We start from the raw sequence: 16,167 nt of genomic DNA on the forward strand, positions 1-16,167 counted from the left end.
CAGATCTTGACGTCCACCGACCCCGGCCGTACGCTACGGAAAGCGCATTCCAACGCGGGAGTGCTTCACTCCCCCACCGATTCCCAGGAGACGACGATCCCGATGACGACCCGCACCCTCCGCATCGCCATGAACGGCATCACCGGCCGCATGGGCTACCGCCAGCACCTGCTCCGCTCGATCCTGCCGATCCGGGAGGCGGGTGGCGTGGTCCTCGAGGACGGCACCAAGGTGCAGGTCGAGCCGATCCTGGTGGGCCGGCGCGCGGACGCGGTCCGGGAGATCGCCGAGAAGCACGACATCGCCGAATGGACCACCGATCAGGACGCGGTGATCGACGCCGACGACATCGACGTCTACTTCGACTCCCAGGTCACCTCCCGCCGCTATGCCGCGCTGACCCGCGCGATGCGCAACGGCAAGCACATCTTCACCGAGAAGCCGACCGCCGAGACCCTCGAGGAGGCCATCCAGCTGGCCCGGCTCCGCAACGAGACCGGCGTCACCGCCGGCGTCGTCCACGACAAGCTGTACCTGCCGGGCCTGGTGAAGCTGCGCCGCCTGGTGGACGAGGGCTTCTTCGGTCGCATCCTGTCCCTGCGCGGCGAGTTCGGCTACTGGGTCTTCGAGGGGGACCACCAGTCCGCCCAGCGCCCGTCCTGGAACTACCGCAAGGAGGACGGCGGTGGCATGACCACGGACATGTTCTGCCACTGGAACTACGTCCTCGAAGGCATCCTCGGCTCCGTGAAGTCCGTGGTCGCCAGGACCGCCACCCACATCCCCACCCGCTGGGACGAGCGCGGCGAGGCCTACGACGCCACCGCCGACGACGCCGCCTACGGCATCTTCGAGATCGCCGGCCCGAACGGCGAGGAGATCATCGCCCAGATCAACTCCTCCTGGGCCGTGCGCGTCTACCGCGACGAGCTCGTCGAGTTCCAGGTGGACGGCACCCACGGGTCCGCCGTCGCCGGGCTGCGCAAGTGCGTCGCCCAGCAGCGCGCGCACACCCCGAAGCCGGTCTGGAACCCGGACCTGCCCGTCACCGAGCCGTTCCGCGACCAGTGGCTCGAGGTCCCCGCGAACGACGACCTGGACAACGGCTTCAAGCTGCAGTGGGAGGAGTTCCTGCGCGACGCCGTCGCCGGTCGTGAGCACCGCTACGACCTGCTCTCCGCCGCCCGCGGCGTGCAGCTGGCCGAGGCCGGGCTGGCCTCCTCCGCCGAGGGCCGCCGCATCGACCTCACCCCCATCACGCTCTGATGGCGGACCTGAGCCGGCTCTCGCTGAACACGGCGACCACGAAGGCCTGGACGCTCGCCGAGGCGGTCGACGGCGCCGTGCGGGCCGGGCTGCCCGCCGTCGGGCTCTGGCGCGACCGGGTGGCCGAGGCCGGCCTGGAGAACGCGGCGAGGATCGTCTCCGACGCCGGGCTGCGGGTCTCCTCGCTGTGCCGTGGCGGGTTCATGACCGCCTCGGACGAGGCGGGCAAGACGGCCGCCCTGGCGGACAACCGGGCCGCGATCGTCGAGGCCGCGACGCTGGGTACCCGCGAACTGGTCATGGTGGTCGGTGGCCTCGGCGCGGCGAGTGCGCCCGGCGGGCCGGCACTGCCCGACGGCGACCGTGACCTGGTCGCGGCGCGGCAGCGGGTGGCGGACCGGGTCGCCGACCTGGCCCCGTTCGCGACCGAGCACGACGTCCGGATCGTCCTGGAGCCGCTGCACCCGATCTTCGCCGCGGACCGGGCGGTGCTGTCCACCATGAAGCAGTGCCTGGACCTGGCCGAGCAGTTCCCGTCCGAGACCGTCGGGGTGGTCGTGGACACCTATCACGTGTGGTGGGACCCCGACCTGCGCGAGCAGATCGCTCGGGCCGGCGCCCAGGGCCGGATCGCGTCCTACCAGGTGTGCGACTGGCTGCTCCCGCTGGCCGATGACGCGCTGCTCTCCCGCGGCTTCATGGGTGACGGCTACATCGACTTCCCGACGATCACGTCCTGGATCGCCGAGACCGGCTACACCGGCGACGTGGAGGTCGAGATCTTCAACCAGCAGATCTGGGACGCCCCCGGCGATCAGACGATCGCCACCATGGCGGAGCGGTACGCGAAGCTGGTGCAACCCCACCTGTAGAACAGGCAGCGCGCCGGGCCACTGCCACCACCCCGCATGCACGCCGTCGGCTGTGGCAGCCCGGGCGGGGGGTCGTCTGGATCCTGGGCAGCGTCGCGCTGGCCGTCGCCGGAGTTCTCGCCGTGCCACCGATCGCCGATGCCATCTGGTCGAGGTAGCGGACCACGGCCCGAGCGGACTGCTGGAAAGCCTCGGGCGCACCGCACCTCCAGGGCCTCGCAGTGCGCACGGTGCCGTCCACACAAGTTTCTCCAACACTCTTGTCCATGCGTGTGACGCGTACTAGGTTGTCGCCATGCGCACCACACAGCCAATGGGGGCTCAGCACAATCAGGCCCTCGCCCGAGGTCTGGAGGTGCTGCGACTCCTCGTCGCCGAGGGCGTACCGCTGACCGCCACCGAGATCGCGCACCGGATGGGTCTGCACCAGACCTCGATCTCGCGCATCCTGGCCACGCTCAACGAGGTGGGATACGCCCGCAAGACGCCGGCCGGCTTCACCCCCGATTTCGGCGTGCTCTCGCTGGCGGCCGCCAGCGCCCAGTTCCCGCTGATCACCCGCCCCCGCGCCGTCATGCAGAGCATCGCCGCTCGCGCCGGCGGCATGAACGTCTCACTGGGCATGCTCTGGCGGGGCCAGATGATCTACTTCCTGCCCACCACCCATGCCGGCGAGACCGCCGACTTCTGGTGGCTCGACTACCCGCTCTTCCTCTCCGCGCCGGGCCTGCGGCTCGTCGCCGACATGCCCGACGATCAGGCGCTGGCACTGCTGCGCGCGTCCCGGGAACGCCACGGCCGCCGAGGCAACGAGGACCGCGTGCCGCAGAGCGACGAGGAGGTGTTGCGGTGGACGAGGGAACACACCTCCCACGACGTCCTGATCCTGCAGGAGTGGTCGCAGCCAGGCGAGACCAGCGCCGCCATCCCGCTGAACACCGGCGAGGAGTACCCCGTGGCGCTGGCCCTGGCAGGGCCGAGCGACGTCGCCGATGCCGCCACGCTGCGGCTGTGGCTGCACGACTTCCGCCGTGACATCGAGACGGCGCTGGCCGGCCCACCGGGGGTGACCCGCACCTGACTCCCGCTCATCGCATCTCCCGCTCATTCATCGGAACCGGAACCCTCCGGCTGGCCGCTCGACGGGGAGCACACCCACCAGCCGTTCGCCGATCCCCGGATCACGAAATCCCCAGGAGACACCATGAACACGAGTTTCACCCTGAACCGCCGCACGCTGCTGACCGCGATGGTAGGCACCGCGGGCGCTGCCACCCTGGCCGCCTGCAACAGCGCCGACGGCGGCACGGACGACACCGGCGACGCCCCAGTCACGCTGCAGGTCTGGGGTGGTGTGCCCGCGGAGACCGGTCCGGACGACGTGATCGCCGCCTTCCAGGAGGAGTACCCCCACATCACCGTCATCTACACCCGATACGTCAACGATGACACCGGCAACGTCAAGCTCGACTCGTCCCTACAGGGCGGGGTACCCATCGATCTGTTCTTCTCCTACGGCGTCGGCAGGATCACCACCCGCGCCGAATCGGGTCTGATGGCCGACCTGACCGAACTGGTCAGCGCGGACGAGGATCTCTCCCGGTTCGGCCCCGAGGCCGATCCGATGGCGAACTACGTCTACGACGGCAAGGTCTACTGCGTCCCGGCCGCGCTCTCTCCCCAGATGGTGTTCGTCAACGTGGACGCGATCGAGCAGGCGGGCATCGAGATCTCACCGGACTGGGACGTGGCCGAGTACCGCGACGTGGCTCGTCAGCTCTCCGCCGACGGCGTGTACGGCTCCTTCGGCGCGCCCACCATCGCGCGCCCCACGCTCGGACCGAACGCGCTCTACAACGAGGACGGGACCGCGTCCAGCTACACGGATCCGATCTGGCGTGAGGACATGCAGCTCAGGGTGGACATGCAGGAGGAGGGCAGCGCGCTGCCGATGGAGACGATCCTCGCCGAGAAGCTCACCGACTTCCCCCACCAGGCGTTCATCAGCGGACGGGTCTCGATGATCACCGCCCAGGCCTTCCTGCTGCGCTATATCAGCGACCGGGCCGAGTTCCCCCACGACTTCATCACCCGGTGCCTGCCGCAGCCGGCCCCCACGAGCGGTGAGGAGTACTGGAACGGCGGCGCGCACGGGGATCAGCTCGCGATCAGTTCCGCGTCCGAGAACCAGGAGGCCGCGTGGACGTTCCTGAAGTTCTGGGTGACGCAGGGTGGCGAGCACATGCTCAAGGGCGGCCGGCTGCCCTCGATCATCCCCGAGGACACCTCGGCCCTGGCCGGCGAACTCCTCGGCGAGAACGCGGAAGAGCTCTACGACGTGCAGTCGTTCGAGGACGTGCTCTTCGGCCGCGAGGTCAAGGTGCCGATCGACACCATCACCGTTGCGGCGCGTGAGCTGGAGGACATCGCCGAAACGCTGACCACGTCCGCGTTGCTCGGCGACCTCACGGTGGACCAATGGGTCACCGAGATCACCGCGCAGTCGGACGCAGCGATCGCGCAGGGCTGATGCCGGTCTCCCCGGCCACGGCCCTGCCGGTCGAATCGCTCGTCGGGCCACCCGCGCCGGTGCGTGGCGGTTCGCTGTCCCGGCGCCAGGGTCGAGTGGGCTGGCTCTTCATCCTGCCGAGCATGACCGGGTTCCTGGTGTTCACCCTGGTCCCGCTGATCGCCGGGCTCGGGATCGCGTTCACGGACTGGAACGTGGTCTCCGGCCTCAGCGGGATCAACCTGGTGGGCCTGGACAACTTCCGTGGCCTGCTCACGGACCCGATGTTCTGGTCCTCGGCAGGTCGCACCCTGTTCTACGCGGGCCTGGCCGTACCGGGCACCATGGTGGGTGGCCTGCTGCTGGGCCTCGCCCTGAACCTGGACGTGCCCGGTCGGGCGGTGCTGCGTGCGGTCTTCTTCCTGCCGCACATCGTGACCTCGATCGCCATCGGCATGATCTGGTTGCTCCTGCTCAACCCGCAGAACGGAGTCGTGAACAACGCGCTGCGCACCCTGGGGATCACCGAGCCGCCGAGCTGGCTGGTCTCGGAGTCATGGAGCCTGCCCTCGTTGATCCTGATCGCGATCTGGTCCGGGGTGGGGTACTGCGCAGTGATCTACCTGGCCGGCATCCAGAGTCTGCCGCAGGAGCTGTACGAGGCGGCCATGCTCGACGGCGCAGGCGTGTGGCGCAGGTTCCGCACCATCACCTGGCCCTCGCTGATGCCGACCACCACGTTCCTCGGCGTCACCCTGGTGATCAGCCAGTCCCAGGGCTTCGGCCTGATCAACTTCCTCACCGCCGGCGGCCCCGGCACGTCCACCACCACTCTCTCCTACTACATGTACCAGGAGGGCTTCCAGTACTACCGCTTCGGCTACGCCGCAGCGATCGGCGTGATGAGCTTCCTCGGGGTGATCGTCGTCTCAGCCCTGCTCTGGCGCTACCAAAAAGGACGGGGCCTGTACACATGAGCGCCACCATCGCTCCGATCCGGACGCGGCGTCGACGCCGTGAACTCACCATGCGCTGGGGCGTGGGCGCCCTGCTGTGGCTGCTCGCCGTCGCGTTCGTGGTGCCGTTCGTCTGGATGCTCTCGTCGTCGCTGAAACGCAACATCGACGTGTTCGTTGTGCCGATGAACTGGATCCCGGATCCAGTCCAGTGGCTGAACTACGTGGAGGTCTGGATCGGCTCCGGATCGCTGCTGCGCTTCTTCGGCAACTCCCTGCTGGTCTCCGGCACCAGCCTGGTCGGTGACCTGCTCACCGCCTCGATGGCCGGCTACGCCTTCGCGATGCTGCGCTTCCGCGGCCGGGACCGCATCTTCTTCATCTACCTGGCCACCGCCGTGGTGCCGAGCCAGCTCCTACTGGTCCCGCGGTTCATGTTCTTCCAGCAGCTCGGCCTGTACAACACGCTGTGGGCGCTGATCCTGCCTGGCCTGTTCACGCTCTACGGCACGTTCCTGATGCGTCAGTTCTTCGTGGCATCACCGCCGGAGCTCGGCGAGGCGGCCCGCATCGACGGCGCGAACGAGTGGCAGGTGTTCTGGCGGATCTACCTGCCGCTCGCCCGTCCCATGCTGGCGGCACTCGGCATCATCAGCTTCGTCGGTTCGTGGAACGACTACGAGACGCCGCTGGTGATGCTCTCCACCGAGAACCTGTACACGATCCCGCTCGGCCTGACCACGTTCATCGACGGTGACGGTGGCCTCTCCGCCGGCCTCGCGATGGCGGCCTCGTTCTCCGCCGTGCTGCCATTGATCGTCATCTTCCTCTTGTTCCAGCGTCACTTCGTGGCGGCACTGGCCCACACCGGCATCAAGTAGGCGCGCGCTCGTCCCCGCGGGCAGGGCAGGAGGCCCGCGGTGACGCTGAGCGTCCGGCCCCACGGATCGGCGAGGATAGCGCCATGGTCCACACCGGCACCCCGAGGCCCGTGCCCACCCCGGCGCAACTGCGCTGGCAGGAGGCCGGGCTCGGGGTGTTCTGGCACTTCGGCATCAACACCTTCAACGACCGCGAGTGGAGCGACGGCACGCTCGATCCGGCCACGTTCGACCCGGGTGAGCTCGACGCCGACCAGTGGGTCCGGACCGCCCTCGACGCGGGCGCGCGGTACGCCGTCCTCACGGCCAAGCACCACGACGGGTTCTGCCTGTGGCCGAGCGCCACGACCGACTACTCCGTGGCCTCCTCGCCCTGGCGCGGCGGGCACGGGGACGTCGTGGCCGAGGTCGCCGCAGCCTGCCGGCGCCACGGACTGGCGCTCGGGCTGTACCTGTCACCCTGGGACCGCAACGCGCCCTGCTATGACGACGCCGAGGCCTACGACGACCTGTACCTGACCCAGTTGCGCGAGCTCTGCACGAACTACGGCGAGCTGTTCGAGCTCTGGTTCGACGGCGCCGGCTCGGCGGGCCGCAGCTACGACTGGGACCGGGTCACTGCCCTGATCGACGAGCTCCAGCCCGGTGCCATGGTCTTCAACATGGGCCGGCCGACGATCCGCTGGATCGGCAACGAGGACGGCCTGGCCGCCGATCCGGTGGAGTACGTGGTCGAGGCGACCCACGCGGACAACTACACCGAGGGCACCGCGGATCTCGCCGAGGCGCTGTACCTGCCCCCGGAGTGCGACGTCTCGATCCGCCCCGGCTGGTTCCACCACGACGCCGAGTCACCGAAGTCGGTCGATCACCTGCTGGCTATCACCTACCGGTCGATCGGCCTCGGCGCGGGCCTGCTGCTGAACCTTCCGCCCGATGCCCGCGGGCGAATCCCCGACCAGGACGTGGCCCGGGTGCGGGCCTGGCGGGCCGAGTGGGACCGCCGGTTCGCGGACCCGATCCCGGCCACCCTGACCGCGTCGGGGAACGAGGTGCGGGCCCGGTTCGAGCACCCGGTGACCATCGATCACCTGGTGCTGCGCGAGGACCTCACCGCCGGTCAGCGTGTGCGCGGGCACGAGGTGCACACGCCCGACGGCGTGGTGCTGGTTGCCGCCGGCACGCTCGGGGTGCGCCGGGTGCACGTCTTCGAACCGGTCCGCGTGCACGAACTGCTGGTCCGGGTGGCGGCCGACGACGGCGCGTCCGCAGCCGGTCACGTCACGTCCGTCACCGGATACGACACCGGCGGCGCCGGGGTACCGTACCTGCCGGCGGACTACCGCGCGCCCACCACGCCACCACCGGTCTGACGCTGGTCCACCCGGCCGGCCACCGCCGTCGGGCGGGACGCCGAGCGGTCGGCTCGCCACCCTGCGAAGCCGGCCCACCGCCGTCGGGGAATGCCCGTACTGCTCAGACTCGGTACTGCGCCGCCAACGGACAGGCCCACACGTCCAGGCCGCCACGGCCGACCTTGTTGAGGTAGGCGGTCACGGCCCGGTAGGACTGCATCAGAGTGGTCTCGGTGTAGCGCACCCCGAGGGCCTCGCAGTGGGCCTTCACCATCGGCGCGACCTTGCGCAGGTTCGGGCGGGACATCGAGGGGAACAGGTGGTGCTCCACCTGGAAGTTCAGGCCGCCCATGAACGTGTCGACGGCTCGGCCGCCGGAGATGTTGCGGCTCATCAGCACCTGGCGACGCAGGAAGTCGATCTTCGCGGTCGGTGGCACCAGGGGCATCCCGATGTGGTTCGGCGCGAACGAGGAGCCCATGTACAGGCCGAACACGGCGAGCTGGATGCCGATGAACGCCGCCGCCTTGCCGGGCGGCAGGATGACGAAGACGAGCGCGAAGTAGCTGCCGAGGCGGAACGCGATGAAGCTCAGCTCGACCCAGCGGCGCTTGACCTTGCCCTTGGAGAGCACCCCCTTGATGCCCTGCACGTGCAGGTTCACGCCCTCCAGCAGCAGCAGCGGGAAGAAGAAGCGACCCTGCTGGGTGGCGAGCCAGCGGGTCAGCGGGTTCTTGCGGGCGGCGTAACCATCAGGGGTGAACGCGAGCACCCGGCCCCCGATGTCCGGGTCGGCGCCCACCTTGTTCGGGACCTGGTGGTGCTTGGTGTGCTTGCGCTGCCACCAGCCGTGGCCCATGCCGACGAAGAGGTTGATCAGGATCAGCGAGATCCACTCGTTCCACTTGCCGGAGACGAAGATCTGCCGGTGCGCGGCGTCGTGCCCGAGGAAGGCGACCTGGGTCATCAACAGGGCGAGGCCGACCGCGAGCGCCATCTGCCACCAGCTGTTGCCGATCAGGACGAACGCCGCGGCGAGCGCCAGCCCGCCGAACGTGAGGCCGATGATCTTCGACCAGTAATAGGCGTAACTGCGCTTCAACAAGCCGGCGGCCTGCACGCGCTGGGTCAGTTCCTTGAAGTCGCTGACGTGCCGTTCCCGGACCGTACCCGTCGCCGGACGCTCGATCGCGATACTGCTCATACTGCCGCCTCGGGCTCATTCGTGCGTGGCGACGCACTTCGGCGTCCTGGGCGTGACCGCTTGATCGCGCCGGACACTTCTTCAAGTGTCGCATGCCCTGCCCGGAGCGGCAGATTATGTCCAGGACCTCACCTTCGGCGCGACGAACCCACTCCCGTCGGTCAACCACCGGGCGGACCCCCGTGCACGGGACGACAATCGAGTATGGGCGCCGCAGGCGACTACGACGAGTTCACCCTCGCAGCCGAGAATGTCCCGGCCGAGGCTGACTTCCCCGTGGACGCCGGCCCACCCGGACCGCACTTCCGGCCCAGCGGGGTGGCGACCTCCTCGGCCCCCGCGTGGGTGGCGGCGGCCGTCTCCCTGATCGTGGCCGGTGTGCTCACCGTTCCGCCCCCGCAGCCCGCGTGGGGCGTGGTCGCCGAAGCGAATCTGACCCAGGCCCCGGACGAGGTCTGGAGCGTGCCGATGCCGAACCTGACCTCGTGGCTGGACACCCCACGGGTCGCGGTCTTCGAGGACCGGGTGGTGGTGGGTACGTGGTCGACGGTCACCGGCTACGACGACGCCGAGGGCAGCGCGGTCTGGACCGTCTCCGAGCCCGGGATGACCTGCGCCTGGGAGTTCGAGCCCTTGCTCTGCCGGGCGGGCCGAGGCGCCGACGCGGCGATCATCCGGATCGACGTGGCCGACGGCACGGTCACCCGCACCCCGATGCCCGGCGCCCTCCTGGTCACACAGACCGACGGTGACCTCATCGCGCTGCGACAGGATGCGGACGGTCAGCGCGTGGTGCGCATGCAGGGCTCGGACCCCCTTGCCGAGCCCGTGTGGAGCACCCTCATCGGTCCGGGACTGCGGGGCGAGCCCTACGCCCCGGTGCTCCGGGTGGTCGACGGGGAGGTCTTCGTCTCGGTGTTCGCGGGGTTCGTGCTCGACGCCGAGACCGGCGAGGTCCGTCTCGACCGGGGCTTCGTGTACGAGTTGCCCGGCGTGATCGTCGCCCTGGAGTCCGGGAACTCCGGCGGCCGGCAGGTCGTCACCGGCGCCGAGACCAGCGTCGAGCCGGTCCCGATCGCACCCTTCGGGGTGACGATGCCCGTGGACGACGACCCGGACTCCGACGTCGTGTTCCAGGTGCGTGGCGGCACGCTCGACGCCCTGACCAGGACCACCGGTGAGCCGCTCTGGTCGCTCCCGCAGGCCTACCCGTACCCGTTCGCCCGGCTGGACGGACGGGTGCTCGTCTACACCGACAGCGCGCTGTTCGGCCTGGTCGAGCAGACCGGGGAACAGATCTGGACGACGACGGCGAGCCGTGGGCGGCTGGCCTGGTGCGCCTGCGTGGGGGCCGGTGACACCGTGCTGGTCGGTATCGCCGACGCCAGCGGCAGAACCTCACTTGCCGGCCTCGACACGGCGACCGGTGCCCTGCGCTGGCGGGTGCCGACGGTCGGGGACTACCCGCTGGACGTCGCGCCGGCTGGGGACCATCTGGTCCTGCTGACCAACACCTCGCTGACGCTGTGGCGGTTCGAGTCCGAGTGAGGTCCGGCACAATGGCGCCATGACGGCGCGGGACCCGGGCGGCTCGCAACTGGCGCCGCCCTGGATGACCGGTTCGTACCGCTCGAGACATCGGAGAATCAGCGACTCGGCAGGCTGGTCGCGGCCCAGGGATTGGCGCTGCATCGGTGAGAACGAGGTGCACGTCGCGTACGTCGAGGTGGTCAGCGGGAAGTGGGTCCTCTTGGCCCGCTAGCAACTGTGGCCCGTGAGCGCAAGCGCGATGCGGCACAATGACGCCATGCCGAGGACGGACCCCGCTGAGGAGTTCACCGTGGGCGGGGCCGACGACGGCGCACCGAACGGTCTGCGCGGCGCAGCCCCGGTGGCTGCCCCGGGCGGTCGCTCAAACAGGGCTCCGGGCGGGCCGGCCGCCTGGATCGTGGCGTCCCTGGCCCTGATCGCCGTGGGCGCCCTCGTGGCCCCGACGGTGCTGCCGCGCGCCTCCGTGGCGGCCTTCACGGCGCCCGTGCCGTCACTGCAGATCTGGGTGACCGCGGCCGTCCCGCTGGCCACCGTGCGGTACCCGCCGTTGGTCGATGCGCTCGACGACGTCGACTGGTCCGGCGTGGTGACCTGCGCGGATCCGGGCGACGGCCCGGTGAGCTGCGTCAGCGAGCGGGACGGGGACATCTTCATCAACACCGACAACGGCAAGTGGCTCCTCGCGCCCTGGCCGGGCCTACACCCCGGCGACTGACCGATGGCACGGGGGCAGTCGGGGGACGAGTTCACGCTGACGTTCGCCGGGGACGACGAGCCCGACGGCGCGGCGGGGCTGGTCCGCCCGCGGCGTTCCGGTCGACCGAGCGTGAGTCGCGGGTCGAGCCGCTGGCGCGGACCCGTGCCGTGGGGGGCGGGGGCCCTCGCCCTCGTCGTGGCCGGGGTACTGATCGCACCACCGGCGCCCTCGCCACCGGGGTGGGGCCTGGTCACGGACCTGTCCGAGCCACCGCGCGTCGCCTGGGAACAGGAACTCCCCGAAACATTCGCCACTCAACTGATGCTGTTGCCCTCACGCATCGTGCTCACCACCGACGAGGAGATCATCGCCTTCGAGCGCGGCTCCGGCGCCGCCCGCTGGAGCGTCCCGGCCCAGACGCCCCGCTGCACCGACGACGGCACGCGCCTGGTGTGCGTCTCCGGACGTGCGGCCAGTGCTCGGATCATCCTGATCGATCCGATGTCGGGGAACGTCGGTGTGGCCGTCGCGCCCGGTGTCGAGCACGCAGCCGCCATCGACGACGACCTCGTGGTGATCCGCACCACCGGCTCCGGATACGAGATCGGCCGGCTCTCCGACGCCGCCGTCGCCCTCATGGACGCCGGCGCCCCGGTCCCGACATCCGGCGGCCCCACCTCCGACACCAGCCCCGCGGGAGCCGACGCTCCCCCGGCGGCCGACTGGCCCGCGCTCTGGGCGGTCGCGGTCGAACCGGGCGTACCCGACTGGCTACCCAGCATCGCCGTCTACGGCTCAGACGTGCTGATCTCGGTCGGGCGCGTGGTCGACACCGACAGCGGTGCCGTCGAGCCGCAGGGGCTGGTGCTCGATGCGGCGACCGGTGCCGTGGTCGCAGAGCCCGAGAGGGCCGTGCCTGGGTGGATCACCGCGGGCTGGCGTGTCTATCGAGCGGACGGCCTCGACGTGTACTCCGGCGATGGTGTGCACACCGTCCTGCCCGCCAACCAGGAGTATCTGAGCCTCGATGACGACCCGGACCCCGACGTCCTGATCGCCCTGGAGGATACCGACCCCGAACGCAGCGAAGGACCCCCGATCGAAACCGTCGCCAGGTCCGTCGAGACCGGCGAGGTGCTCTGGGTTCGTACCGGCGAATGGGCGGTGGCGCGCCTCGGAGGCACGGTATTCACCACCGACGGGGCCCAGTCGGTCCGGGCGGTGAGTGAGGAGACCGGCTCCGAGGAGTGGTCGTCCCCGCGCCTGGCCGGCTTCGGCTGCCCCTGCATCGGCGACCGGAACGTCATCGCGGGCTGGGCGGGCGCCCAGTCCGGCACCGGGGACGACGGCACCTTCATCGGACTCGATGTACGCACCGGAGAACAACTCTGGGAGATCCCGATCCGCGACTGGTGGAACACGGTGGTACCCGACGGGGATCGCCTCTACACCGTGGGTGGAACCACCCTGACCGCGTGGGACGTCCGCTGACGGGCGCCGGTGGCGATCGCGTTGGCGAGACGGCGGGACTCGATGCGGATCTCGCGGAGCATCCCCGAGATCGGGTCGGTGTAACCGATGAACCACAGCCCCGGCGCTCCCGGTACGGCGCGCCCGCCGTCGACCGGAGGACGCCCCCTCCCGTCGAGGACGCCGAGCGCGCCGACGAGCGGCTCAAGTCCCCGCCGGTACCCGGTGGCGGCCACGACGGCGTCCACCGCGAAACGAGAACCATCGACGAGCACCGCGTCCGAACCATCAAGGCGGGCCAGCGCGGCGACGGGCCGGACCGTGCCGGCCCGGATCGCTCCCACGATGCCGTGGTCCAGGACCGGGATCTTGCCGTCGCGGACCACGCGCGTCAGCAGTCCGGTGCGCGGGCGGGCCAGCCCGTGGGACCGCAGACCGGGTGTCGTGAGGCGGGTGACCAACCAGCCGAGCCGATCAGCGACCGGCAGCGGCAGGTGCCGCACGAGGACTCCAGCGTGCTGGGCGGCCACCGGCCCACGGTTCCGAGGAAGGATGTGTGGCGGGGTACGGACCGCGAGCCAGACGGACGCAGCCCGGTGCCTGACCAGGTCGACCGCGATATCGGTGCCGGTGTTGCCCGAGCCGACCACAAGCACGCGGCCGCCGGCGAACCGGGCCCCGTTCCGGTAGTCGGGGGCTGGCACGAGCTCACCGGTGTACGTGTCCGCGCCGGGGACGTCGAGCGGCGCTGTCGTGTTGCTGTTGCCGGCGGCGACGACCACATGCGCGACGGTGAGGGTGCCGCCGTCGGCGAGCGCCACCTGCCAGGCTCCCGCCGGTGTCCGCACGATCCGGGTCACCTCCGCGCCGAACTGGACGTCCAGCCTGTGGTGGGCCGCATACTGCTCGAGATAGGTCACGAGGTCGTCGCGGGCCACCCAGCGAGTCATCTCCCGCGGGATGGGCAGCCCGGGTAGACCGGACAGCTCGCGGGGCGTGTGGAGGCGAAGGCTGTCGTAGCGGCCACGCCAGGCGGCGCCCACGGCGTCGGACCGCTCGATGACCAGAGCACGCACGCCGTGGCGGCGGAGCTCGGCAGCGGCAGCGAGGCCGGCAGGTCCCGCGCCGATGACGACGACGTCCTCGGAGCTCACGAGCGGAGCCTAGGCCGATTCCCGCCGAGCCGCGCCGTATTCGAGGTCGCTCGAGGCTCGAGATGTGAGCGAGATCGTGCGCGCTCGGCTGCTGCGGTGCCGGCGCGCGATCAGTGGATGTTGCCATCCTCCCGGAACTGGCGCCAGACGTTCTCGAAGAAGTCGTCGCCGGCGGGGATCGGCCGCACCGGCCGCCACCGGAACAGCGGCCGACCGGCCGGGTCGGCGACCTCTCGCGAGACCGGACCGACCCACCCGGCCAGCCCTGCGCCGTCGCCGGGCTCGCCCGGGCGAGCCCACGCGGACTCCTGGACCTCGGGGTCCAAGGCGCCGCCGTCGAGCGTGAACCGGAAGATGTCCGGGAGGTCCAGCTCCTGCTCGGCCGACTCGCCGTGACCGACCAGCGGCAGGCCGCCGTCGGGGTCGGTGTACAGGACGGAGCCGCGCGAACGGCCGCCGTGGCCCACGTAGTCCGCCATCGCGGACAGGTACACGTACGCCGTCGTGAGGATGTCCCGGACCAGGAACGTGCGGTTCACCGAACGGCGCGAGGACGCGTCCGCGCTGACCAGCTCGTCGTATTCGCTGAGCCACGCGTGCACCTGGACGAGCGCCTCGTCGATGGACGCAGCCGAGCGGACCGGACCAGCCTTCGCACTCATGAGCTCCTGAACCTGGCGCAGGAGGTCGCCCGTGTTGTCCGGAGTACCGGCGGCCGCGCGCGCGCTGGCGCGCCCGACCAGGGCGAGGGCATCGGCGAGGACGGGCGTCGCCGCGGCGCTGAACTCGTCGGCCGCGACCGGGTCCTCCGTGCGCCGGGCCGCAATGAACTGGGCGGCGCGGGTGGCGCCCACCTGGCCGCTGTTCAGGGCAGCACCACCCGGGCGGTAGACGCCATGCGCGCCGCCGGCCTCGCCGACCGGGAAGAAGCCCGCCACGTTGGACTGCCACCAGGCGTCCACGACCAGGCCACCGTTGTTGTGCTGGGCGCACACGTCCACCTCGAGCAGCTGCGTCTCGAGGTCCACGTACGGGTTGCGGTCCAGGTAGAACTGGTAGGCAGGCTCGTTCATCCGGCGCAGACGCTCGATCGGGGTGCCGAACAGCACGCCCGCCTTGTCCAGGTACTCATACGCCTCGGGGGCGAGCGCACTCGGGTCGAAGTCGGGGCGGACCGGGTTGGACCGGAAGTCCAGGAACACCCGGCGGCCGCGCAGCACGGTCTCGCGGTAGACCAGCAGGTCGATCAGGGAGGAGCCGTCGCGGGCCTTGCGGATGTCGAACGGCCACTGGTAGCCCTTGAGGAACACCAGGGTCATGAGCCGGCCGTAGTCGGGAATGGCCTCGGTGAGGAACTCGCGCTCGTCGTTGCCCTCGGCGTCGGTGGAGACGAACCGCGGGATCACCTGCATGTAGGTGCCGGAGACGTTCCACCGCGGTTTGGTCGAGGCCAGCCCGAACTGCCATTCGGTGAGGTTCTTGCCGTGCACGCCCCCGCGGTAGGCGGCGCCGGACGCGCCCCACTGGCCGTTCGGGAACACCCGGGTGGCGTAGATCCCGGCGGGGCCGCCGGTGGCGTAGACGATGTTCGTCGTGCGGAACAGCAGGTACTGGGACTCCTCGGAGTCCGCCGGGACGTCCTGGCGGAGCACGAGCAGGCCGGCGATCGCACCGTCGATGACGATCAGATCGACGACGCGGCACTCGTCGTAGATGCGGGTGCCGTTGCGGTGCACCTTCTTCTCGAGTTGTTCGACCATGGACCGCGAGGTGTACGGCCCCACCGAGGTGGCCCGGCGGCGCGGGTCATGGTCGGTCTTGTAGCCGATGAACTCCCCGTACCTGTTCTGCGGGAACGGCACGCCGAGGTCGCACAGGCGGAGGAACCCGCGGGCCGAGAGGGCGGCCTCGGCGAGCGCGTTGTCGCCGTCCATGGCGCCGCCGGAGAACAGCGTCTTCGCCATCTCGTGGACGGAGTCGCCGTCGTCCCCGGAGAGGGTCAGCTTGTAATAGGTCTGCTTGTCCGAGCCGGCGTTGCGGCTGGACCCGGCGCCGACCTTGTCGGTGACCATCACCACGTCGTCCTGGCCGAACTCCCAGAGCCGGTCGGCGGCGCAGAAGCCGGCCGAGCCGGTGCCGACCACGACGGTGTTCGCGGTGACCACGGGCACCTCGATCCCGGCGATGGTGAGGGTCTGGGAGCCGGGGACTGCGGTCTCGGTCATCGTGTTTTCCTTCTCGAACGTGGGGGC

13 protein-coding genes are annotated in these 16,167 nt (G+C 70.3%); 10 read left to right on the top strand and 3 right to left on the bottom strand.

What is annotated here, in order from left to right; translation table 11 throughout:
- Positions 1-102: 102 nt before the first annotated feature.
- The 7 genes from KCQ71_RS18245 (at position 103) to KCQ71_RS18275 (ending at position 7,857) form a co-directional block, all read left to right on the top strand.
- Positions 103-1,266, top strand: coding sequence for a Gfo/Idh/MocA family protein (locus KCQ71_RS18245; RefSeq protein WP_249423215.1), 1,164 nt, complete (start codon positions 103-105; stop codon positions 1,264-1,266).
- Positions 1,266-2,138, top strand: coding sequence for a sugar phosphate isomerase/epimerase family protein (locus KCQ71_RS18250; RefSeq protein WP_223408533.1), 873 nt, complete (start codon positions 1,266-1,268; stop codon positions 2,136-2,138). Before KCQ71_RS18245 ends, KCQ71_RS18250 begins: the two co-directional genes overlap by 1 nt.
- Positions 2,139-2,433: 295 nt before the next feature.
- Positions 2,434-3,219: a helix-turn-helix domain-containing protein gene (locus KCQ71_RS18255; protein WP_223408535.1), complete on the top strand. Its 786-nt coding sequence runs from the start codon at positions 2,434-2,436 to the stop codon at positions 3,217-3,219.
- 123 nt (positions 3,220-3,342) lie between these two features.
- Positions 3,343-4,668, top strand: a complete 1,326-nt coding sequence (locus KCQ71_RS18260; RefSeq protein WP_223408537.1) for an ABC transporter substrate-binding protein — start codon at positions 3,343-3,345, stop codon at positions 4,666-4,668.
- Positions 4,668-5,624, top strand: a complete 957-nt coding sequence (locus tag KCQ71_RS18265; protein ID WP_223408539.1) for a carbohydrate ABC transporter permease — start codon at positions 4,668-4,670, stop codon at positions 5,622-5,624. The genes KCQ71_RS18260 and KCQ71_RS18265 overlap by 1 nt, the downstream gene beginning before the upstream one ends.
- Positions 5,621-6,484, top strand: coding sequence for a carbohydrate ABC transporter permease (locus KCQ71_RS18270; protein WP_223408541.1), 864 nt, complete (start codon positions 5,621-5,623; stop codon positions 6,482-6,484). Before KCQ71_RS18265 ends, KCQ71_RS18270 begins: the two co-directional genes overlap by 4 nt.
- Positions 6,485-6,567: 83 nt before the next feature.
- Positions 6,568-7,857, top strand: a complete 1,290-nt coding sequence (locus KCQ71_RS18275; protein WP_223408543.1) for an alpha-L-fucosidase — start codon at positions 6,568-6,570, stop codon at positions 7,855-7,857.
- A 103-nt stretch (positions 7,858-7,960) separates the two neighbouring features.
- Here KCQ71_RS18275 and KCQ71_RS18280 read toward each other — a convergent pair whose 3' ends face one another.
- The gene (locus KCQ71_RS18280) at positions 7,961-9,043 is read right to left on the bottom strand and encodes a fatty acid desaturase family protein (protein WP_223408545.1); all 1,083 of its coding nucleotides are present in this window, start codon (positions 9,041-9,043) and stop codon (positions 7,961-7,963) included.
- Between the two features lie 204 nt (positions 9,044-9,247).
- On the opposite strand from KCQ71_RS18280, the gene KCQ71_RS18285 reads away from it, so the two are divergent.
- From KCQ71_RS18285 to KCQ71_RS18295, 3 genes are all read left to right on the top strand, one after another.
- On the top strand, positions 9,248-10,591 hold the full coding sequence (locus tag KCQ71_RS18285) for an outer membrane protein assembly factor BamB family protein (protein WP_223408547.1): 1,344 nt from the start codon (positions 9,248-9,250) through the stop codon (positions 10,589-10,591).
- Between the two features lie 259 nt (positions 10,592-10,850).
- Positions 10,851-11,309: a hypothetical protein gene (locus KCQ71_RS18290; RefSeq protein ID WP_223408549.1), complete on the top strand. Its 459-nt coding sequence runs from the start codon at positions 10,851-10,853 to the stop codon at positions 11,307-11,309.
- Between the two features lie 3 nt (positions 11,310-11,312).
- Positions 11,313-12,782, top strand: coding sequence for a PQQ-binding-like beta-propeller repeat protein (locus KCQ71_RS18295; protein ID WP_223408551.1), 1,470 nt, complete (start codon positions 11,313-11,315; stop codon positions 12,780-12,782).
- Here KCQ71_RS18295 and KCQ71_RS18300 read toward each other — a convergent pair.
- Both KCQ71_RS18300 and KCQ71_RS18305 read right to left on the bottom strand, forming a co-directional pair.
- Complete coding sequence (locus KCQ71_RS18300; protein ID WP_223408553.1) at positions 12,737-13,915, bottom strand: flavin-containing monooxygenase; 1,179 nt, start codon at positions 13,913-13,915, stop codon at positions 12,737-12,739. The genes KCQ71_RS18295 and KCQ71_RS18300 overlap by 46 nt on opposite strands.
- A gap of 110 nt (positions 13,916-14,025) precedes the next feature.
- A complete protein-coding gene (locus tag KCQ71_RS18305; protein WP_223408555.1) occupies positions 14,026-16,140 on the bottom strand; it encodes an FAD-dependent oxidoreductase in 2,115 nt (704 codons plus the stop codon).
- Positions 16,141-16,167 lie beyond the last annotated feature (27 nt).

Source organism: Occultella gossypii, from assembly GCF_019947135.1.
Classification (GTDB): Bacteria; Actinomycetota; Actinomycetes; order Actinomycetales; family Beutenbergiaceae; genus Occultella; species Occultella gossypii.

What these genes read in the sequence shown, in the direction of transcription:
- KCQ71_RS18260 (WP_223408537.1), top strand. Translation starts at nt 3,343, where the DNA reads ATGAACACGAGTTTCACCCTGAACCGCCGCACGCTGCTGACCGCGATG.
- KCQ71_RS18265 (WP_223408539.1), top strand. Translation starts at nt 4,668, where the DNA reads ATGCCGGTCTCCCCGGCCACGGCCCTGCCGGTCGAATCGCTCGTCGGG.
- KCQ71_RS18295 (WP_223408551.1), top strand. Translation starts at nt 11,313, where the DNA reads ATGGCACGGGGGCAGTCGGGGGACGAGTTCACGCTGACGTTCGCCGGG.
- KCQ71_RS18255 (WP_223408535.1), top strand. Translation starts at nt 2,434, where the DNA reads ATGCGCACCACACAGCCAATGGGGGCTCAGCACAATCAGGCCCTCGCC.
- KCQ71_RS18280 (WP_223408545.1), bottom strand. Translation starts at nt 9,043, where the DNA reads ATGAGCAGTATCGCGATCGAGCGTCCGGCGACGGGTACGGTCCGGGAA.
- KCQ71_RS18270 (WP_223408541.1), top strand. Translation starts at nt 5,621, where the DNA reads ATGAGCGCCACCATCGCTCCGATCCGGACGCGGCGTCGACGCCGTGAA.
- KCQ71_RS18305 (WP_223408555.1), bottom strand. Translation starts at nt 16,140, where the DNA reads ATGACCGAGACCGCAGTCCCCGGCTCCCAGACCCTCACCATCGCCGGG.
- KCQ71_RS18285 (WP_223408547.1), top strand. Translation starts at nt 9,248, where the DNA reads ATGGGCGCCGCAGGCGACTACGACGAGTTCACCCTCGCAGCCGAGAAT.
- KCQ71_RS18250 (WP_223408533.1), top strand. Translation starts at nt 1,266, where the DNA reads ATGGCGGACCTGAGCCGGCTCTCGCTGAACACGGCGACCACGAAGGCC.
- KCQ71_RS18245 (WP_249423215.1), top strand. Translation starts at nt 103, where the DNA reads ATGACGACCCGCACCCTCCGCATCGCCATGAACGGCATCACCGGCCGC.
- KCQ71_RS18275 (WP_223408543.1), top strand. Translation starts at nt 6,568, where the DNA reads ATGGTCCACACCGGCACCCCGAGGCCCGTGCCCACCCCGGCGCAACTG.
- KCQ71_RS18290 (WP_223408549.1), top strand. Translation starts at nt 10,851, where the DNA reads ATGCCGAGGACGGACCCCGCTGAGGAGTTCACCGTGGGCGGGGCCGAC.